General features: G+C 41.6%; 24 protein-coding genes. All 24 read right to left on the minus strand.

The window, feature by feature from the left end:
* Positions 1–61: 61 nt before the first annotated feature.
* Positions 62–517, minus strand: coding sequence for a GNAT family N-acetyltransferase (locus RJ47_RS16700; protein ID WP_039485418.1), 456 nt, complete (start codon positions 515–517; stop codon positions 62–64).
* A gap of 27 nt (positions 518–544) precedes the next feature.
* A complete protein-coding gene (locus tag RJ47_RS21275; RefSeq protein ID WP_156143333.1) occupies positions 545–997 on the minus strand; it encodes a hypothetical protein in 453 nt (150 codons plus the stop codon).
* Positions 998–1,355: 358 nt separating this feature from the next.
* A complete protein-coding gene (locus RJ47_RS16715) occupies positions 1,356–1,832 on the minus strand; it encodes a hypothetical protein (RefSeq protein ID WP_231565967.1) in 477 nt (158 codons plus the stop codon).
* A gap of 211 nt (positions 1,833–2,043) precedes the next feature.
* Entirely contained in the window at positions 2,044–2,508 is a 465-nt protein-coding gene (locus RJ47_RS16720) for a hypothetical protein (RefSeq protein WP_039485424.1), read from the minus strand.
* Positions 2,509–2,532: 24 nt separating this feature from the next.
* A complete protein-coding gene (locus RJ47_RS16725; RefSeq protein WP_039485426.1) occupies positions 2,533–2,910 on the minus strand; it encodes a hypothetical protein in 378 nt (125 codons plus the stop codon).
* A 101-nt stretch (positions 2,911–3,011) separates the two neighbouring features.
* The gene (locus RJ47_RS16730; protein WP_039485428.1) at positions 3,012–3,698 is read right to left on the minus strand and encodes a DUF4336 domain-containing protein; all 687 of its coding nucleotides are present in this window, start codon (positions 3,696–3,698) and stop codon (positions 3,012–3,014) included.
* Between the two features lie 82 nt (positions 3,699–3,780).
* Positions 3,781–4,656: an NAD-dependent epimerase/dehydratase family protein gene (locus RJ47_RS16735; RefSeq protein WP_039485431.1), complete on the minus strand. Its 876-nt coding sequence runs from the start codon at positions 4,654–4,656 to the stop codon at positions 3,781–3,783.
* Between the two features lie 78 nt (positions 4,657–4,734).
* A complete protein-coding gene (locus tag RJ47_RS16740) occupies positions 4,735–5,358 on the minus strand; it encodes an HAD family hydrolase (RefSeq protein ID WP_039485434.1) in 624 nt (207 codons plus the stop codon).
* A 598-nt stretch (positions 5,359–5,956) separates the two neighbouring features.
* Entirely contained in the window at positions 5,957–6,808 is an 852-nt protein-coding gene (locus RJ47_RS16745) for an IS3 family transposase (RefSeq protein ID WP_039485437.1), read from the minus strand.
* Positions 6,805–7,113, minus strand: a complete 309-nt coding sequence (locus RJ47_RS16750) for a transposase (protein WP_004413754.1) — start codon at positions 7,111–7,113, stop codon at positions 6,805–6,807. The genes RJ47_RS16745 and RJ47_RS16750 overlap by 4 nt, the downstream gene beginning before the upstream one ends.
* 1,356 nt (positions 7,114–8,469) lie before the next feature.
* The gene (locus RJ47_RS16755) at positions 8,470–8,868 is read right to left on the minus strand and encodes a hypothetical protein (RefSeq protein ID WP_039485446.1); all 399 of its coding nucleotides are present in this window, start codon (positions 8,866–8,868) and stop codon (positions 8,470–8,472) included.
* A gap of 142 nt (positions 8,869–9,010) precedes the next feature.
* Complete coding sequence (locus RJ47_RS16760) at positions 9,011–9,472, minus strand: GNAT family N-acetyltransferase (protein WP_039485448.1); 462 nt, start codon at positions 9,470–9,472, stop codon at positions 9,011–9,013.
* Between the two features lie 136 nt (positions 9,473–9,608).
* Complete coding sequence (locus tag RJ47_RS16765; protein WP_039485451.1) at positions 9,609–9,956, minus strand: hypothetical protein; 348 nt, start codon at positions 9,954–9,956, stop codon at positions 9,609–9,611.
* Between the two features lie 195 nt (positions 9,957–10,151).
* Positions 10,152–10,841, minus strand: coding sequence for a hypothetical protein (locus tag RJ47_RS16770; RefSeq protein WP_039485453.1), 690 nt, complete (start codon positions 10,839–10,841; stop codon positions 10,152–10,154).
* Positions 10,842–10,980: 139 nt separating this feature from the next.
* Positions 10,981–12,123 (minus strand): DGQHR domain-containing protein, encoded by a 1,143-nt coding sequence (locus RJ47_RS16775; protein ID WP_039485454.1) that lies wholly within the window; start codon positions 12,121–12,123, stop codon positions 10,981–10,983.
* The gene (locus RJ47_RS16780; RefSeq protein ID WP_052237972.1) at positions 12,120–12,656 is read right to left on the minus strand and encodes a hypothetical protein; all 537 of its coding nucleotides are present in this window, start codon (positions 12,654–12,656) and stop codon (positions 12,120–12,122) included. Before RJ47_RS16780 ends, RJ47_RS16775 begins: the two co-directional genes overlap by 4 nt.
* Positions 12,657–12,814: 158 nt before the next feature.
* Positions 12,815–13,375: a hypothetical protein gene (locus RJ47_RS16785; RefSeq protein WP_039485457.1), complete on the minus strand. Its 561-nt coding sequence runs from the start codon at positions 13,373–13,375 to the stop codon at positions 12,815–12,817.
* A gap of 136 nt (positions 13,376–13,511) precedes the next feature.
* Positions 13,512–13,859: a hypothetical protein gene (locus RJ47_RS16790; protein WP_039485459.1), complete on the minus strand. Its 348-nt coding sequence runs from the start codon at positions 13,857–13,859 to the stop codon at positions 13,512–13,514.
* 1,272 nt (positions 13,860–15,131) lie between these two features.
* A complete protein-coding gene (locus RJ47_RS16795) occupies positions 15,132–15,434 on the minus strand; it encodes a type II toxin-antitoxin system RelE/ParE family toxin (RefSeq protein WP_025548916.1) in 303 nt (100 codons plus the stop codon).
* Positions 15,422–15,679, minus strand: a complete 258-nt coding sequence (locus RJ47_RS16800; RefSeq protein ID WP_005448240.1) for a type II toxin-antitoxin system Phd/YefM family antitoxin — start codon at positions 15,677–15,679, stop codon at positions 15,422–15,424. Before RJ47_RS16800 ends, RJ47_RS16795 begins: the two co-directional genes overlap by 13 nt.
* 740 nt (positions 15,680–16,419) lie before the next feature.
* Positions 16,420–16,902: a MazG-related protein gene (locus RJ47_RS16805; RefSeq protein ID WP_039485464.1), complete on the minus strand. Its 483-nt coding sequence runs from the start codon at positions 16,900–16,902 to the stop codon at positions 16,420–16,422.
* Between the two features lie 158 nt (positions 16,903–17,060).
* Positions 17,061–17,570, minus strand: a complete 510-nt coding sequence (locus tag RJ47_RS16810; protein WP_039485466.1) for a HEPN family nuclease — start codon at positions 17,568–17,570, stop codon at positions 17,061–17,063.
* A 152-nt stretch (positions 17,571–17,722) separates the two neighbouring features.
* On the minus strand, positions 17,723–18,154 hold the full coding sequence (locus RJ47_RS16815) for an NUDIX hydrolase (protein WP_039485468.1): 432 nt from the start codon (positions 18,152–18,154) through the stop codon (positions 17,723–17,725).
* 148 nt (positions 18,155–18,302) lie between these two features.
* Positions 18,303–18,656, minus strand: a complete 354-nt coding sequence (locus tag RJ47_RS16820; RefSeq protein WP_039485470.1) for a DUF6404 family protein — start codon at positions 18,654–18,656, stop codon at positions 18,303–18,305.
* Positions 18,657–18,810 lie beyond the last annotated feature (154 nt).

Here is an 18,810-nt window from a genome sequence, read left to right on the forward strand (position 1 = left end):
GCTTAGTGACTCACTAAGCCGCAAACATAGATGGCACCATCAATAATTGGCGTTTTACCCATCATAGAGGGCGAGTCATAAATCGACTGTGAGGATCTTCCTTATACCCCCCAAACGGCCCGCAATACTCAAATCCATATTTCTCATACAGAGAGCGAGCCGGTTGAAAGAATGCCTGCGAACCCGTTTCTAAACTGATGGTCTTGTATCCCTTCGCGCCCGCTTGCTGTATCACATGTTCCAGTAAGCCAGAGGCAACGCCTTGATTTCGGGCGTTATTCGATGTTCTCATCGATTTCAGTTCAACGTGTTGGTCGCCGAGTGATTTTATCGCAACACAACCGAGCAGTTTTTCACCGACCCACCCACTATAAAAGGTGATTTCAGGCGATTTAAGCGCATCCACATCCAATGCATGAACACTTTCTGGTGGTGACGTCGCGTACATATCTTGGAGGTGCTCCTGCAAAAGTTGTAACACTTCACCACCACTCAAGTCATCAATTCGAATTTCCATATTCTCTGCCCTTCTAATTTTTCAAGTCTACTTGATACAAACCTGTGCATCATAATCGTAGGAGCCACCCGCATCTAGGCACACATCGACGGCGATAAACTGGTTCGCTTGCGCGATTAAAACCAATACTAACACCCAAAAAAGACACCCTATCGCGATCAGCAAGTTTTCACTTAGTCCTTTATTTTTTGTAAACACAGCACAGACTATACGACCTGTGGTTTTAATTGTTCCATCGATGATAAGGGTAAAAAAGATCCAAGACAAAAAGCGAAATACGGATCCTAGTTCGAACTGCACCAGTTCTTCTCCAACAGTGTTGTAATACTTCCGTGTAGAATCACTTATTCTCAAACACAAGTAAATATTGTTGTTCGAACTGTTATTTAACGGTGTGGGAAAACTGACTACTCTGGGCAATATTTCATCACCATCGTATGCAGCGAAAAAACCAAGGCCAAGAACAATGTTATCTGCCATAAGCCATCTTGATAAAACGTCATCTGGTTGTTAGACCAAACCCTAAGAGCAATATTGAACAGCTCCCCTTTAATGCCGATCACCACTACCGCAGCGAGATAATATTTTAGGAACTCAATAATCAGTCTTTTCAGTGATGCCATGACAATAGAAGTTATTCGGTGACTAACAGTTCACCAATCATAATGGAAGAATAAACGTGAAGGCAGTTGAAGGGCGGCTATCTTTACTATCTTTCCTGAAACGGAGAGCTAATGCGAGTCAGTGCAAATAACTGGTATGTAAAATGCAGTTAATCAGTCACTTAGATGAGAACACCAACGTCTCACCTAAGTAATAATCACAAACTGTCAGATTTTTATTGGGGAAGTTCGATAGACGCATTGGCGACATCAAGCCGAGAAAGCTGCGACAAAAACTGAGTAATATTGGCCTTCGCTGAACCTTCATTGGCAATTTTTAAACGCTGCATACCGTCAAAGGCATCGTCAGTTGATGCTGTAAATGCAGCGGTAATGAGCTCATTAAATAGGACTTTCCCCGTGCTCTTTTCAATTAAGCGGTATTGAATGGATGACGTAACTGTCATGTCTAACCCAGCGAGTGGCTGATCGACCTCAACGATGTCAGCAGACAGCGCATAGATTGAGTTCGCATTCTCAGCCAATAGCTGCTGAGACTGTAGCGAAGACTTTAATGCGATAGCAAAATCATCGTTACCAATTTCTGATTGCAGCAACGGATTGGTCCATTTCCCCCCTGAAACCTTATCTATCGTGACAGAGTTCGTTAAATTCTCATCATATTGGTGATTCACCGCACCATCTACTTTCATGTTTTTTACCTGTGCCGGTAACGCACAACCAAAAAGAAGTGCTGCAGAAAGCGCAACGAAAATAGTTTTGAAAAAGTTCATCATTTACCTAATAACTAACGTTCATTGCCGCCCTAATTGCACACTTGCTTAGGAGTCGCAATGTCTTTATTTAAAAATTACGCGCTGAAGCAGGCCACAAAGCGTTCAATTGCAGTATTCAATCAAATACTCATTGGTTTTCGGTTGGGCACTCACCGTCAACCTTCGGGATCTCAATGCCGTTCAAGCCGATTCGAGCACCACAAAAAAATACGCCACCAGAGCACTGCCCTCCCTCGTCTTTGAAGACGAGCATATTCCCTTTACGCGAGACGCTCAGCTCACAAAAGAAATCGTATTCTTCATCACTTTCTCGGTAGACAAGTACGTCCCCCTCACGTGTCATTTTGAGCGGGCCAGCCGCGTCTTCCGATGTTGAGCCTACCGAGCACACATGGAAGTTGGCACCAAAAAGTGTCCCTTCAACGAAGTAATCTTCTACCACTCGAGTAACGTGCATGTATGAGGTTCTTTCTTCAGTTTCACCAGTGACTGCACTGGCAATATCATCTTTGACGAGGTAGCAGCCTTCAAACTCAGCCGCATATAACATTGATGAACATAATAAAACTAAGAATAGCAATCGCTTTAACATAGCGCTCCTCGTTGAATAGATCGTTTACACATCGTCATTTGAGTAAATTGATATGGTTATCGAACCGCCAATTTCAGCAAGCTTTGTTACAGACTCTTGCGTAAGAATTGATTGAAAAGCCTTCGTGCTACCTACAGCTTCAAAACCAACATCAAACACACGTTTGCTCGCACTATCCCATAGCTTTCTTAAGTGCTGAGGTAAGCGATTAACGAGCTGGTAGTATTGATTGACTATCGCGTCCTCAGAGGTTTCACAGGTTTCGAAACTGCCAAACCACATATCGGCAACCTTCTCCACACGAAACACCATCACTTGATCTCCCCAATGTTCCACGAGAGGTCGAATATCTCGAGAAGACTCGATATCTAGGTCAATATTCAAAAAGTGAGTTTCACGCATCGTTGGACACCCGATTTAACTGATGCCGGGATTATATAATCGAACAGCCACGGAGGTGGGATAGGCTTACAGGCGCTTACGTTTTAACCTGTTGTGATGATTTAGATAAGCCAGTCAAATGATCGATTTAAAAACTGCCCAACGTTTTGTTTTACTATTTCACCATGTGACATGACTAGAGTTTGGGGCTTCCACGCAAGCAGGCGTTCAAGGTGGATACGAGCGTCTTCTTTCCCAAACATAAAACTCAAACGCCAGTCTAAGGGCGTTTTTCCGTTTGGAGCCAATATGCCGACACCTCGCGCAACCAGTCTCTGCCAATAGTTAAAATCCTCTCCTGAGAAATTTTCAACCAAGTCCGTGACAATCAAGGTTCTCGAAGTAACATGGAAAAACACACACTCTTCCATAACAGGCGACCCAGAAAACAACTCTTGTTCAATTTCCCCTGCCCAAAGCGCTTCTGTCGAAGAGTTCAGCGATCCTTCGAAGGTAAGATCGGAGCGCTTTTTTATGGCCTCATCGGTTCCAAATAACAACGCTTGAGGGTAAGCACTCAGCCAGTCAGAGATAAAGAGATGATGTAAATGGTTGGGCGCAATCAGATACTTTACTTCCCCAAGTTGTGCTATTTGCTCGCTTAACGCTGGTGACATTTTGATCGGACTATGAATCCAGAGCTCGCCAGTTGCCAAACGAATAACGGTCATCCTTGTTTTGAAAGGAAAACCCAAGAAGGATACGGTCGTGCCGTCACATATCCAAATATTTTCACCTAGCTTTTCCATAAGTATCCCCTCCAATTATTTAAACTGCCTGCGTTTGCGCTTTAACTAAACAAGACGCTAGCTAATCCATCATTTCGGTGTGTCACCTTGATGTACTCTCGTCAAAAGCTCGAATCGAACCTTGCTTTTTAATATATCGACACACCAACTCTTTGGTCTTAAACAAAGGACTGATGGGCACAACAAGATTTAGTTTTTCAATTTCTACTGCCGCGATCCCATTGTTAGATTCAAACTGCGCCCAGTTGACCTCTTCCACGCTTTTGATGACCTGAGCTTTTAATAGGAGCTGAGCGAACTCTTCTGGACTATAACCCTGTGGTTCGGCAATAAAATGTTGCCTTTCAGTGGGCTGTTCTTGAGCGAGCAACAAATAGAATCGTGCAATATCGTCAACGTGGACATATTGATTGTGGCCCTCTGAGGGAAGTGCAACCTGGATGGATTGGTTAGCCAATGATTGCACAATACGCTGCAGTTGACAGTTTTCACCACCATAAACCACGCTCGGGCAGTAAACGATGTGCCATTTTTGTTCGATGGCAGTGTTTATCGTTCGGACGTCCGGTTCCACTACCTTAAGTGGCTGTAACCGAAAGTGCAGTAGGTCATCGCTTGTTGCGTGGCCAAATAACCAGACACCTGAGGTATGAATTTTTGTCGCGTTATTCGCAGCAAACGTGTCCAACGTCTGTAATAGTTTGAACTCTATCTGTGCAATATCTTCTGGCGAAAACTCTAACCAATGTGGACGTGCGCAATTGACTACGACATCAAAATAACTGACAAGCTCAGACGCATTTACTTCCATACCACTTATATAGCAAGCTATCTGGCCGCGTCGATTATAAGTGAACACATTATAGCCGCTATAAAGAAAACCCTCGCCGACGTGACGACCAATATAGCCCGTTGCCCCAGCGATGAGTACGCTCTTGGTTCTATTTGCCTCTTCCATGGCTTACCGTCTGTATAGATGATTGTTAGTGAAAGATTACGCGCCAAATCCCAAATCTCTGTATAAATGACATGCTAATTACAGTGACAATTCAATACCTTTTGAAATTAGTGCCAGCTCACATTGATGCGCATTTTCGAACTGAATTCCCTGAATGCCAACGGACTCTGCTCCTTCAACGTTATGTGCCATATCGTCAATAAACACCGTTTCAGAAGCTTCTAAATCATAGTGAGAGAGCAGCGACCGATAAATCTCAGGCTGAGGCTTTAATAAGCCAAAATCCGCTGAAACGATAGCGCCATCAAACAGTGGCCAAAAATCGTGCGTTTCTTTGAGGTGAGCAACAATTTCGTGGACATTATCAGTCAAAGCAAACACACGGTAACCTGCGGATTTACAACATTGAATCAGCTCAACCGAGCCATGAATCAGTATTTGCGTGCGCTTGACATAATAGAATAATCTCTCACACTCTAACTCAGTAAAACCCAATAATGCTTGATACTGCGCCTTTGCCTCACTCTCAGTTAATAGGCCTTTATTCAAGTCTAACCACGTCGGCGATTGAAATATCAGCCTCGCTTTCTCTTCCAACGAATCGATATTTCCAAAAGTGAGCCTAACTATTTCTAGCGGAGACCACCGCACCACAACGTTACCGATATCAAACACAATATTTTTTATCTTACTCGCTGTCATTACCCTCTCCTTTCAGCCTCACTTCACGATAAACACTTAAACGATAAATTCATCCAGTATTACATGCCGAAAGGAATCTTTAACGTTCACAAATTCGTCCTACAATTTTGCGATTGTAAAACACCTCGATGTATTTGAAGTTTCCTGCCAGTGTTTAAGTTGTTGTTTTGAAAGCAGATTACCCGAAACCAAATAAGCAACCAAACACCCACTGGCTTTTTGTGATACAAGAACCATAAAAGCCGCTATGTTTGAGCCAAGATTCTAACGAGCACGAAATGCAGACCTCTAGCAACAAAGACGGTTTTGAACCCGATAAACCCAAAGCTGCAAACTAACAGCAAATTCGAAAGCTTCAATTGACTTGCCCTTTCCACACTTTGAGCCAGTGAAATTCACAACCAATCGACTGTGAAAACCAATGAGGCAACCAACGAATATTGGCATGTTTTACGGCTGGAGAGACTCAAAAATTTGAGCCGACAATGTTGAGTTTCCGACATAGAAAAACGAATGCTCAAAGAGAACTAAGAAGATGAGTACAAAGAACTTTCCTGCCCGTCGCTGGTGTACCCCACAAAAAGTAGACAGTACATAACTACATACTTTCGTACTCAACCGGGCTGACATGCCCCAACGCTGAGTGCCTTCTTCTGCGATTGTAAAATACCTCGATGTATTCGAAGATACCCATTCGGGCTTCTTCGAGGGTTTGGTAGTCTTCTGCGTATATCAGTTCGACTTTCAGTCGACTGTAGAACGACTCCATCACAGCATTATCCCAACAGTTACCCTGCCGACTCATTCTCGGTACACCTCCATGCTTACGCATGAAGTCTTGATATTTATATGCTCTGTATTGTACACCACGGTCCGAATGGATGATGACGCCCTTAGGCGGCTTACGTGACTCAAATGCCATTTTTAGCGCATTGGTTATGAGCTCAACTGTCATCGATGTCCCTAGCGACCAACCCACGATGCGTCTCGAGTGCAAGTCCATCACTGTCGCTAAGAAGAGCCAACGGCTCTTCACCCAGATATACGTGATGTCCGTGACCCACTTCTGATTTGGCGTCTCAGACTCAAAGTCTCTTCGCAGTAAGTTGTCAGCAACATTCGTCATCGCAGCCACATCCTTGCTGTATTTAAACCCTTTACCATTCCGTGCCCTGATACCTTTTTCCTTCATGATATCAGCCACATAATTCACGCAGCAGGCATGGCCTGCTTCGTTTAACTCTTCGGCTATTCGCACTGAACCGTAACGTGCCCGATATTGGGCAAAGGTACACATGACGAGCTGTTCAACGCGCTCCCGCCGCTTTGAACGCTCACTCGGCGTATGATGACACCACTTATAGTAACCGCCTCGACTCACCTCTAACGTACGGCACATTAAGCTGATGGAGTACTCGCCGACATAGCTTTCAATAAACTCGTACTTCACTCTTGCTGCTTCGCGAAGTACGCCGAGACCTTTTTTAGGAATTCCATTTCATCTTTGAGTCGCTTGTTTTCGCGCCTTAGCGCTCGAAGCTCTTCGGACTCTTTCTTCGAATAATCGACACCATCTAAGGTGTTAAACTGTTTATCAGATAGGCGTGTGAACTGGCGCTTCCAGTTCCGGATCTGCTGGGCACTGATGCCCAGCTCCTTGGCAACGGAGACGGCTGTTCGGCCAGGAAGACTGGCCAAGCGGACTGCTTCTTTTCGGAACTCTTCGGTGTACGCTGGATTACGATGTTTAGCCATAAATCACCTCTCAATTAGACCCTAGATCTAACTTAGTAAAGTGTCTACTAAACGTGGGGTACTCGGAAACATAACGCCAAATTAAGGTGTGAACAACGCTAACCACCTTGCCTAAAGCATTGTGCCATAAACACTAAACCGACTTGAAGTGAAATCGCCAAGCGTTGTGAATCACTCTTAAATTTATTGTTATGTTGTGGTTTCAACTATTCCACGATTCTTACCATATATGGTTCTCGTTCATCACTATAAGTGCATGCTCCGTCTACGACTATCATATTGGGATTGTGTAAGTATTCCACTGAGTCTCGTACAATTGGAATTTCAGCATGACAATGCTTACAGTTGGGACCACGATTTGGCACAAATTGACCACCACAACTGCATTTAGGCAATGTATTCATTATTTGTTCGAGAATAGCTTGAGACTTATCAGACCAAACTAGACGTTGATCCGATGCTCTATGAATAACATTGGAGCATGTATCACAGTAGAAGTGAGGAAAACATTGACTCATTCCACTCGACCGCCATGCCGGTGTGAGCCCATCACACTGATTGCATCTGAGGTCACCTACCCATTGTAAAGCTCTTGAATATTCGACAATTTTCATCCACAACTCCTTCGCATGACTGAAAACAACATAACGCCCAATTAAGTAGTGAACAACGCGACCACCTAACTAAAACGTTGTGCCATAAAACACTAAACTTAACCTAGAATGCAGATCGACAAGCGTTGTGAATCTGCTTAAATTGTTTGTTATGTTTTACCACAAGTTACTGACTTACTTGAGAAAGAACTGCTATTTCTGAACAGTTATCTGAACCAAACCGCAAGGCAGATACAAGCTTGGCCACCAAAGGCGCCCAACCTAAAACAGGTATGAACACTTCCCTGCTCAATGAGGCAACCCGACTTAGCACCAACAAGCGCCCTCTCTTTCCAACCAAAGCGCAAGACAATGCTAACTTGCCGAGGCAACTGCCAAGCTAGGATGCTGCTGGGGAAAGAACCTCAAAGCGACTTTAAGCCAGAGAAACTAAAACCTAACCTGCTCGACCTGACAATGAAGCAACCCGCGAACATTGGCATGTTTTACGGGCTGAGAGATTCAAGAATTTAGGCCAACAATACGGATTTGCTGAGTCTAATCGGAACAAATTGCCAGAGGGACAAAGAACTAGAGCCTAAGACATTTAAGCCTTTGAAATACAAGTAAACATAACGCCACGTTAAGTAGTGAGCAACGCCTACCACCCAACCTAAACCATTGTGCTGTAAACACTAAAACTGAATAAAACCTAAAATGCCCAGCGTTGCGAATCTGCCTTAAACGCTTTGTTATAGCGCAATTAAAACGACCAATTTACAGATTTTAAATAAACCGATACATCCTCCAAGGTGAGAACTACAAAATAAAACATCACTCCGTAGAGATAAACTCCCATTTGAAAAACGTCTTTAAGTTTGAAAGGTGAACCAACCTTTTCACTAAAGGTCCTCATAAGTAATTCTTTATCTTTTTCATTATCTGCAAACCTAACTAGTTCTCGATACTCCTTAGTAGATTGAAACTCGGGAGCCCCTAGTAGTAACGACATAATAATAGGCAATGAAAATAGTGCCATTTTCTGAGGGTTGTCAAATGAAAGACATGCCAGTGATATCGAAAACGAAACAATGCCAACTACATGATTAAAGTAGTTTTTGTTGGAAATACAATCTTCCTTGAACTTTGTAAGATCTAACATCTATCCTCTCTTGTCTATGCGCTATAACACCGCGTTAAGTGGTGAACAACGCAACCACCAAACTTAAACCACTGTACCTTAAACACTTAAGCTGACTTGAACTGAAATCGCCAAGCGTTGTGAATCCGCCTTAAACGCTTTGTCATACCGCTGTCTGCCGCTCCAGACGAACTTCTATTGCTTTAACGTTTGAGCTATCAGCCAATTCAAAAATATCTGACTCAATACGCTCTGTAACCTTGAAACCTAGTGCCTCAAAGATCTCTACATTACCAGTTTGCTCAACGCACCAAACTGAGAGCAAGCCTGCATTTGAGAACATACGCTCTGCTTCTAAAATTAAGCTTCGAGCTACACCTTTTTTACGACATTCAGGCATGACAGCAAGTGTACTTAAATTAAGCGTATTTCCGGACAACCTAACCTTTATAAGACCCACTAGCTGGTGATCTAAATAATACCCCAAACAAGTCCACTCATTTGTTGAACTAGCTTGGTTTCTTTGAGCTTCGGAAGTTGGACGATAGATTTTTCGTAGCTCGGAGAAGCTTGTTTTTGATAGAGATAAGAGCGCCTGATCTGTGCCACTTATTTGCTTTATCATTGATTTCTCCTTTGCGGTATAACGCCAAATTAAGGTGTGAACAACGCTAACACCTTACCTAAAGCATTGTGTCATAAACACTAAACTAACTTGAAGTAACGGCGCCAAGCGTTGTGAATCACTCTTAAATTTATTGTTATGGCGAGACTCTAAAGCGCTTCATTGACTCTCTTCTAGAGCCCATTAGCTCTTGATATGATGACACATCAATTTTAAAGCGAATGTGATTCTTATCGTGTCGTATGTAGAAACCAGATTTATTCTCACGTAAATAATTCGTAGGAATCTCGAGCAAATGTATGCTGGCGCCATCTTCGAGTAAGAAATAGATTTGCTTGAGCCGGCTGTCATCAATTTTGTCTAATGAAACCTCTAGCCACCAAACTGGTAATGCCTTGTTGATCTTCGAAAAATGCGTATTCCGACTTCGAAAGTCAACGCCATATCTACTTCTCGCTCGTTGCATTGCTTCTGACTTTTTCATGATTCATGTCCTATCCTTGGATACAAATCAATTATAGCAACTGATTGAATATGACTTGTTCGTGCGCCATAACGCCCAATTAAGGGGTGAACAACGCCTCCCCCAAACCTAAAGCATTGTGCCATAAACACTAAATTTGAAGTAGAAGCAAAAATGCCAAGCGTTGTGAATCCCTCTTAAATTGCTTGTTATAAGTTAATCCGCAATAGCTATAGTAATTGAAATATCATCGCTACTATAGTCACCAAAATCTACTAGCCATGCATTCTTTGGATTACCTTGAGTAAGCGGACTTTCGCCAGGATTAAACTCCAAACCTATTGCTGCGTGATTCCACAAAAGGTCTTTTAAATAGCTAATATACGATTCAATTGTATTTTTTGAGCTTGCGTACTTTTGCTTATACCTTGAAATATGTGAGTCATAATCTTCAGAAAATGGTTTCGGTATATGCATAAAGTCACCACATTTTTTGTAAATCTTAATCAACTCACCATGGGTAACTGTAATGTCTTTACGCTGAATTTGATGTAAGCCATCGCTAAATTGACTCTGACCTAAAGGAATTGGCATAAAGTGAGGACTAATAGAGTTAAGTTTCTGTAGGATAACTCTCGCATTCCAGTCCTTTGTAAAATCGCCATTGATGTCACTTTCTTCACCTTCAATTCGTCTAAATTCTTTATATCTATTTTTGTCGCATAAAACAGAGCTAAAGCAAATTTGTTCGACAATTTTTCTTAATTGAAGAAAGCAGAACTCAGCATCCAGCGGAGGTAAAGAGCTTTTTTCTGATTGTTTAGAAAGGCATTCATCCACAGCTCTAATCCTCACTTTGACTTCAAGCATCATAGACTGATAAATCTGATATGGTTGAACTTTCATGACTATCTCACTTTAACTTATAACGCCGCATTAAGATGTGAGCAACGCTACCACGAAACTTAGCCAAGCCACCTTAAACACAAAACCCAACGATAGAATGAAAAATTCCATGCGTTGGGAATCACTCTTAAATGCTTTGTTATACAACAGATTTTGTTAGTCTAGATTTTATTTTTTTTAGCTTGGTTGCACTCACCTTTAGGATTCGTTTTCTTTGAGCCGACCAAAGGTTATTCTTCAGAATCTTACCTGACATATATAAATCATTTTTACTAACAATCAAAACTGCGCATTCCAAAGATTTCTCCGAGGATAAAAGTTCAATTACCGTATCAGTGTAGATATCCCAACCAATTGGTCTAAACAGTAGATGACCGCCATCATGATTGTTTCTGTATTTTTCTATGTCTTGACCTTCCTTATAGTCGGATAAACTTTTAACATTAGAAAAAGTAATTTCATAAAATAATTTAATAAATTCGAACAATTCATTCTCTTGTTCGTCTGTGATTTTTACTTTTTCAATCTCACTAATCTTACAGTCTAATTTGAAGGATAAGAGCTTTTGTACACAATCAAAAATATTACCTAACGTTGTTACATTAGTTTTATCTCTTAATGGTCCAACACTAAACGCCACATTGTTTTCATTTAGGCATTTACTTTCTTCTACTATTCGTCGAGTGATGCAAGCCGCTATATCATCCTCATCCAATGCTATGATTGCATCTTTTTTAACCAATTTGGCCTTTTTATTTAGGGTTGTGAATAATCTACGAGACTTCTTAATACCTGACTTCGTATTTCTATGTGTAACAATAATGACACTGAGCTGCTCAAAGCCAATATCTTCGTTGTTCTCTACAGCTTTTTTTATGCCTGACAAACGGTGTTGACCGTCTAGTGCAAACATTTTTTCTTCTTTGGTCAATGAAAGAAAACCAAGGCATTCGCGAGCATAGTCTGGCATTTCCAATAACTCAGCTTCTTTGCTATTTGGCTCAATTCGTGTGAAGTCATGCCATTGAGGATCACCATCATATATTGCGACAACGAGAGAATTAAAAAAGTGGTCTGGATTACTTATTAAATAATCTCCAATTTCGACTGCTCGCTCATCTTCGAGGTTCCTTTGAATCATCTCAGATAACTTTTCACTTGTGTGCAAATCTGTTGCAAAGTTTATTAGCTCACTAATGTCTTTTAGCTGCATTAGACAAGTGTAAGTGTCCCAAGTACCCATTTTACCCCGAAGGCAAGGGATTACTAACTTCTTACTCATAGGATGCTTGCTCCTTTTAACAAGTCTCTTACTTCTACCAAAAAATCATTTGTGTTATATGGTGGTATGAAAATTGTAGTCAACTGTTCTTCAATGTCACCCGTAGATACACCATTTGGTACCTCAGCATAGTGATATGTCAAATGTCCAGCCCAAAGATTTAACATTCTATGAATTTTAGGTCTAGATTGAACTCTCGCTTCTCTAACATAATCTCTATAGCGCTTTTTAATTGTATTATTGCTTGTTGTATCTCCCGCTTTACCAACGTAAAGAATATAAGAATTACTCGGTAAACTTCCATGTTCAACGTTAATCGAGAATGCATAGACACCCTGATGATCTGGTAGATTAGGGGACGGATCATTAAACTTGATTGTATTCCACACTAAGTCCGGCAATTCGTCTTTTTTACGAATAAAGCTAGGGCAAAGAACAAATTCCCTTCTATATTTCGATATATACGCTAGGCGTTTGTCATCCTGGGATTGCTCTTCAATATCTTGATCAAGAACGTCATAAAATTCACTCATTTACTACAATATATCCTCATGTTGTATAACGCCCTGTTAAGGTGTGAGCAACGCAATACCGAAGCTCCCGCATACCACCTTAAACACTAAACGCAACGCAACGCAACGCAACGCATAGTAAAAATGCCACGCGTTGCGAATCACTCTTAAACAGTTTGTTAGCTCGTTAACTTACGTAATTCTTCGATATATAAAGAAATGTTTCTATGCGATATTTCGATTAGCTCAAGTGTGTCATGAGCAGAATCATCAAAGTGGAACTCAACCCAGTCAAACTCTCGGTTAACTTTAACTGGAATAGCAATGCTTTTCTCAATTTCTTCAACGCTCATATCTGAAGAAATCACAGCAGGTTTGCCCTGTCCAAGAGGCATACCATTGTAAGAACAGTTATCGAATACTACTCTGCCTCCACGCATTGAGACTAAATTGCCTACATTCGTTGTGGAGCCTTCTGAGTTTTTTCGAACTTGTCCAGTTAAGCGATTATGTTTATTAAAGTTAGTCTGATCGCACAATTGCTTAAGCCAATCATCACCACTTTTGAAGGGCTGAATAGACTCAATGAGTTGATACACATGTGGAAGCTGTGTTTTTAAGTTTGGTAAATTTCTCTTAACATTAGCCTGAAATAATGCTTCCTCGTATTTCGCACGCAAGGTGGAAATGTTTCCATCAACTGTGTCGAGTAACTCTATTATATCTTCGTATCTGTCCAAATTTCATCTCCTAGAGCTAACGCCGCGTTAAGTGGTGAACAACGCACACCGTCAAACCTAAACCATTGTACCTTAAACACTAAAGCCGATTTAAACCGAGAGCGCCAAGCGTTGTGAATCCGCCTTAAACGCCTTGTTATGCTTCTTTTTTACGATTCAGGTATTGGCTATTAACTTTAACGCCATTAGGTGAAATCCAACCCTCATTCAAGTAAGAGTGATAATATTCTAAAAATTCATCGTGCTCTTCAAATGAATACATTCGACAATTTATATTGTCGAGTAAATCTGTTGTGACTTCGATTACACCATTCTCACGATAAGTAACCTGATTTACTGTCCAAGAGAAGTAATCGCCTACAACACGATTACGGAATTTAACAGATTCGCCAACTCTTGGAATGGCGGCAAGGCGAATGTTTTTTAGTAAGTGAACCCACTCCTTTTTGCTCGCCAAATAGATATTGAATTCGATTTCTATCAACTCTTTCTCCTGATCTCATGAAGATGCATAACGCCGCGTTAAGTGGTGAACAACGCTAACCACCGAACCTAACCCATTGCACCTTAAACACTAAATGCAATTTAAACTGAGATCGCCAAGCGTTGTGAATCCGCCTTAAACGCCTTGTTAGGCGAAGTTTCCCACCAGGGTTTAAGGCTGTTTGAAAACAGATTACCCGAAACCGAATAAGCAACCAAACACCCACTGACTTTTTGTGATTCAAGAACCATAAATATCACTATGTTTCAGCCAAGATTCCAAAGACCACGGAATGCAGGCCTTTAGCAACAAAGTAGGTTTTGAGCCCGAAAAAACCAAAACTGCAAACTTAAAGCGAGGACGAAAGCCTCGATTAACCTGCCCTTATCACACTTTGAGCCAGTGAGATTTACAACTAACCGATTGTGAAAACCAATGAGACAACCCGCGAACCTTTGCATATTTTACGGCCAGAGAGATTCAAGAATTGGAGCCGACAATATTGAATTGCCTACTTAGAAAAACGAATGCTCAAAGAGAACTAAGAAGATGAGAACAAAGAACTTTCCTGCCCGTCGCCTAACGCCGCGTTAAGTGGTGAACAACGCCAACCACCAAACCTAAACCATTGCACCTTAAACACTTAAGCTAACTTGAACTGAAATCGCCAAGCGTTGTGAATCCGTCTTGAACGCCTTGTTAGGCGAAGTTTCCCACCGATGTTTAAGGTTGTTTGAAAGCAGATTACCCGAAACCAAATAAGCAACCAAACACCCACTGATTTTTTGTGATTCAAGAACCACAAAACTCACTATGTTTCAGCCAAAATTCCAACGGCCACGAAATACAGGCCTTCAGCAACAACGCAGGTTTTGAACCCAAAAATGCCAAAGAGACAAACTAACAGCGCAATCGAAAGCCTCAATTCACTTGCCCTTGCCACACTTTGAGCCAGTTAAACCCACCGCCATCCAACACTGAAAACCAATGAGGCAACCCACGAAATTTGGCATGTTTTACGGCTGGAGAGATTCAAGAATTTGAGCCGACAATTCCAAGTTGCCGACTTAAAAAAACGAATGCTCAAAGAGAACTGAGAAGATGAGAGCAAAGAACTTTCCTGCCCGTCGCCTAACGCCTTGCTAACAAGCGACAACGCGATGCCACTCAACTTGAATATTGTGCCATAAACACGGAGCTGATATTGCGACTGAAGTCGCCAAGCGTTAGGAGTCTTTGTTAAGCAATTTGTTAGCCGCTCATTCCCAAAGGTTATTGCTTACTCAACAAGAACTTACGCAAATCTCTCTCTGCACGCATAACAAACAGAATAAACACTTTGTCACCGTCTTGTTTATAGAAAACACGACATGGATTAACGACAACTTCACGATAACTTAGATGTTCTAGCTCGGGTGGAATACGACCTGACTCTGGGAAAGTTTGTAGGCGTTCGACTTTGGAGAAGATCGTTTGCACTAACTGCTTTGCAGCTACGATATTTTCAAGTGCGATATATTCAGCGATATCGTTGAGGTCAGATAACGCTGGTTCAGTCCAGATTATTTCAGCCATTTTGACATTTTGTCCTTAGCTTCATCATGGCTTACCACTTTACCGTCAGCTAGTGCACGCTCTCCTCGAGCAATACCCTCAAGAATAGCTAAACGATTTTGCATAAACTCGTAGTCATCAACATCAACGAGATAAGCGGATGGCTTACCATGCTCAGTAATTAACACTGGCTCTTTGGTGTCGTGGAGATCCGCGAGGATCTTAGTTGCTTGACGTTTGAGTGATGTAACTAGTTCTACTTTCATGAAAGCTGCTCCAAAGGAATACTTAAGTGATACTATTCTATCACTTTGAGTATGGCAAGCTCCATGACGGCTAACGCCGCGTTAAGTGGTGAACAACGCCAACCACCAAACCTAAACCATTGTACCTTAGACACTTAAGCTAACTTGAACTGAATTCGCCAAGCGTTGTGAATCCGTCTTAAACGCCTTGTTAGGCGAAGTTTCCCACCAGTGTTTAAGTTGGTTTGAAAGTAGGTTACCCGAAACAAAATAAGCAACCAAACACCCACTGACTTTTTGTGATTCAAGAACCATAAAAGCCACTATGTTTCAGCCGAAGTTTCGACAACCACAAAATACAGACTTTCAGCAATAAAGTTGCTTTTGAGGAGGCGAAACGGAAAGCTACAAACTTAACGCGAGAACGAAAACCTCGATTAACTTGCCCTTTCCGCACTTTGAGCCAGTGAAATTCACAACCAACCGACTGTGAAAACCAATGAGGCAACCCGCGAACTTTGGCATGTTTTACGGCAGAAGAGATTAAAGAATTTGAGCCGACAATGTTGAATTGCCGACTTAGAAAAACAAATTGCCAAAGGGAACTAAGAAGATGAGAACAAAGAACTTTCCTGCCCGTCGCCTAACGCCAAATTAAGGTGTGAACAACGCTAACACCATACCTAAACCATTGTGCCATAAACACTAAACTTGCTTGAAGTGAGAGCGCTAAGCGTTGTGAGTCACTCTTAAATTTATTGTTATGGCGCTGAACTTGAAGCTAACTGCTGAATGTCGATTAGGTCTACTTCCCTGCCCAATATCTGCTTGTACTCTATAAGCCGATGAACTGGGATAACCTGTAATTCAATGCCTTGATAGCTTTTGACAACTGACTTTGAAAAGTCAATTTCCAGTTGATACCACGAGCCGTCCAATGATGATTGAATTTTGGTACTTTGAGCTAAGCCTATTTCAATTTTTTGATTTTGATAGACTAGCTGAAAATATTCTAAATCCCAGCCATATTCCGAGTAGTGAGTAAGTGGTTTAGAAATATACGGGGCGACGCGAGCTAGTATTCTGTTTGCATCTGCATTGTGGATATAGAGATCGATATCTGCAATTTCACGACTGCCACCATGAATCGTTGCAGCTAAACCTCCGACAATTTGGTACTCGATACTCTCCGATTCCAAAAGATCTTTCAGCCAATTCAAGGCTACTTTAACTTTCTCGCTCATACAGATCCCTTAGCTGATTTTTGCCCTGCGCCATAACGCCCTGTTAAGGGGTGAGCAACTCAATACAAAAGCTGCCGCACACCACCTTAATCACTAAAACCAACGCACAGTGAAAATGCCACGCGTTGCGAATCCCTCTTGAACAGTTTGTTATGTCGTTATTTAAAGTAAGGCACTAAGCATTCAGCCAACTCGACAAAGAACTTCTGCATATCATCATGTTTAATTGATACATGCCAATGTCTATTATTAGGTTGACCAGGTTTATGATCCCACATTTCGAATAGATCTGAATTATCCAAGGAATAATTCACATGTGATACAGAATTTCTCATCGAACGAAAATGATAATCAGGTTTGTCACTAAAACTATTAGACTCAGCATGGATCTCGAAATGCCTCATAACATTTTTGCTTTTCAGTTCTTTATAAAAGTCACCTTCTGGGTCTAACTCATAGAGTTCCTTTGGTACTACTATTAGACAATATAAGAGATAAGCTCCCCACGATTGATTAAAGAACGGCCATTCATTTTGTTCTGAATTTTCAAACCCTAATAATTTAGGAGCGGCAATACACGCTTTATTAAACTCATCCTTACCTTTTAAGCACGATATAACACCCATGTTACCGATACACCCCATTGGGATTTTTTTCAAATTATGCATTATAAACTCCTTATATTAATACAAATTAGACATAACGCCCAATTAAGGGGTGAACAACGCCTCCACCCTAACCTAAAGCATTGTGCCATAAACACTAAACTTGAAGTAGAAGCAAAAATGCCAAGCGTTGGGAATCCCTCTTAAATTGTTTGTTATATGCACAGAGTTTCGACTTGCTTTATGGCGTCAAAGAATACTTTATGGCACTTAAAATCGGGCTTACTTCCTACTTTATGCCAGAAGAAACTAAACTCATGCCCACCGTCATCTTGAGTAAAGAAACTCCAGCTATTCGGTAGTTCTTGGTCTATTTCGCAAAACACAAAATGCCACAGTTGATTTTGAAAACCGCTTTCCCAGCAGCCGAGATAGTGAGTGCTCGATACACTAGATAACCCAGATTCTTCTTCCAGCTCTCTCAAAGCTGCACTTTCGATAGAAATGTCCGACGACTCTAGTGTTCCTTTAACAAGTTGAACATCAGCTAATGGATGTTCAAACAGCATTAACTCACGATAGTTTCCTGACTTTCTGAGCACTACAGGGCAGACTTTTACTTCCCTTTTCCGGACTCTTTCTTCCACTGAACTCTCCCGTGCATATAACGCTCTGTTAAGGGGTGAGCAACGCAATACTGAAGCCGCCGCATACCACCCTAAACACTTAAACCAACGCATAGTAAAAATGCCACGCGTTGCGAATCCCTCTTGAACAGTTTGTTAGGTTTTGGGCTTATTCTCCCAATGAACCCCAATCTGTTAGATTTAATTGCTTGCGCCTAATGTAGTAGAAGGTTGCCATAACTAAACCAAACAATGCGCCGGTAAGTAACGAGATATAAACTGCTTCTAAAACTGGTTTGCCTAGATCGTCCCACACAAGAAACCATTGGAAGATTCCCCAAACAGGAGCAAAGAAAGCCACACAAAGCATAAGGTTTGCAAAAAAGCTCTGATAATAAGGCGGCGGAAAACAAAGTCCAAATTTACGTAACAACCTTACAAGTGGAGGATTGTAGTTCGACTTCCAAACACCTTTGTCACTTAATTCTTTGTGCGCAAGTTGTAGCTTCGTTTCATAATCCATGACCCAAAATCCTCGAATTCGATGTTTCCCGCGGAGAAACCTAACGCCGCGTTAAGTGGTGAACAACGCTAACCACCAAGCCTAAGCCATTGTACCTTAAACACTTAACCTAACTTGAGCTGAAATCGCCACGCGTTGTGAATCCGTCTTAAAC

The sequence above is a fragment of the Vibrio sinaloensis genome (assembly GCF_000808535.1).
GTDB lineage: Bacteria > Pseudomonadota > Gammaproteobacteria > Enterobacterales > Vibrionaceae > Vibrio > Vibrio sinaloensis_D.

Excerpts from the sequence above, each read along its gene's own strand:
- RJ47_RS16700 (WP_039485418.1), bottom strand. The coding sequence starts at position 517 with ATGGAAATTCGAATTGATGACTTGAGTGGTGGTGAAGTGTTACAACTT.
- RJ47_RS21275 (WP_156143333.1), bottom strand. The coding sequence starts at position 997 with ATGGCAGATAACATTGTTCTTGGCCTTGGTTTTTTCGCTGCATACGAT.
- RJ47_RS16715 (WP_231565967.1), bottom strand. The coding sequence starts at position 1,832 with ATGAAAGTAGATGGTGCGGTGAATCACCAATATGATGAGAATTTAACG.
- RJ47_RS16720 (WP_039485424.1), bottom strand. The coding sequence starts at position 2,508 with ATGTTAAAGCGATTGCTATTCTTAGTTTTATTATGTTCATCAATGTTA.
- RJ47_RS16725 (WP_039485426.1), bottom strand. The coding sequence starts at position 2,910 with ATGCGTGAAACTCACTTTTTGAATATTGACCTAGATATCGAGTCTTCT.
- RJ47_RS16730 (WP_039485428.1), bottom strand. The coding sequence starts at position 3,698 with ATGGAAAAGCTAGGTGAAAATATTTGGATATGTGACGGCACGACCGTA.
- RJ47_RS16735 (WP_039485431.1), bottom strand. The coding sequence starts at position 4,656 with ATGGAAGAGGCAAATAGAACCAAGAGCGTACTCATCGCTGGGGCAACG.
- RJ47_RS16740 (WP_039485434.1), bottom strand. The coding sequence starts at position 5,358 with ATGACAGCGAGTAAGATAAAAAATATTGTGTTTGATATCGGTAACGTT.
- RJ47_RS16750 (WP_004413754.1), bottom strand. The coding sequence starts at position 7,113 with ATGGCTAAACATCGTAATCCAGCGTACACCGAAGAGTTCCGAAAAGAA.
- RJ47_RS16755 (WP_039485446.1), bottom strand. The coding sequence starts at position 8,868 with ATGTTAGATCTTACAAAGTTCAAGGAAGATTGTATTTCCAACAAAAAC.
- RJ47_RS16760 (WP_039485448.1), bottom strand. The coding sequence starts at position 9,472 with ATGATAAAGCAAATAAGTGGCACAGATCAGGCGCTCTTATCTCTATCA.
- RJ47_RS16765 (WP_039485451.1), bottom strand. The coding sequence starts at position 9,956 with ATGAAAAAGTCAGAAGCAATGCAACGAGCGAGAAGTAGATATGGCGTT.
- RJ47_RS16770 (WP_039485453.1), bottom strand. The coding sequence starts at position 10,841 with ATGAAAGTTCAACCATATCAGATTTATCAGTCTATGATGCTTGAAGTC.
- RJ47_RS16775 (WP_039485454.1), bottom strand. The coding sequence starts at position 12,123 with ATGAGTAAGAAGTTAGTAATCCCTTGCCTTCGGGGTAAAATGGGTACT.
- RJ47_RS16780 (WP_052237972.1), bottom strand. The coding sequence starts at position 12,656 with ATGAGTGAATTTTATGACGTTCTTGATCAAGATATTGAAGAGCAATCC.
- RJ47_RS16795 (WP_025548916.1), bottom strand. The coding sequence starts at position 15,434 with ATGGCTGAAATAATCTGGACTGAACCAGCGTTATCTGACCTCAACGAT.
- RJ47_RS16800 (WP_005448240.1), bottom strand. The coding sequence starts at position 15,679 with ATGAAAGTAGAACTAGTTACATCACTCAAACGTCAAGCAACTAAGATC.
- RJ47_RS16805 (WP_039485464.1), bottom strand. The coding sequence starts at position 16,902 with ATGAGCGAGAAAGTTAAAGTAGCCTTGAATTGGCTGAAAGATCTTTTG.
- RJ47_RS16810 (WP_039485466.1), bottom strand. The coding sequence starts at position 17,570 with ATGCATAATTTGAAAAAAATCCCAATGGGGTGTATCGGTAACATGGGT.
- RJ47_RS16820 (WP_039485470.1), bottom strand. The coding sequence starts at position 18,656 with ATGGATTATGAAACGAAGCTACAACTTGCGCACAAAGAATTAAGTGAC.